Annotated in this window: 1 protein-coding gene; it reads left to right on the forward strand. The window is 62.2% G+C overall.

The window, feature by feature from the left end:
• Positions 1–249 (forward strand): amino acid permease (locus J5M56_RS26055; protein WP_207938196.1); only part of this gene is annotated, 249 nt, incomplete at both ends.

The raw sequence follows: 249 nt of genomic DNA on the forward strand, positions 1-249 counted from the left end.
TCATCGGCATCGAAGGCGCAAGCATCTTCTCGTCACGGGCGGAAAAACGCTCCGACGTGGGCAAGGCCACGGTCATCGGCTTCATCACCGTGTTGCTGTTCCTGGTGCTGGTCAACGTGCTTTCGCTGGGGGTCATGACCCAACCGGAACTGGCCGGTTTGCAGAACCCGTCGCTGGCCTCGGTGCTGGAGCATATCGTCGGCCCTTGGGGGGGCTTGCTGATCAGTATTGGGCTGGCGGTGTCGCTGC

The sequence above is a fragment of the Pseudomonas sp. 51_B genome (assembly GCF_017491595.1).
GTDB lineage: Bacteria > Pseudomonadota > Gammaproteobacteria > Pseudomonadales > Pseudomonadaceae > Aquipseudomonas > Aquipseudomonas promysalinigenes.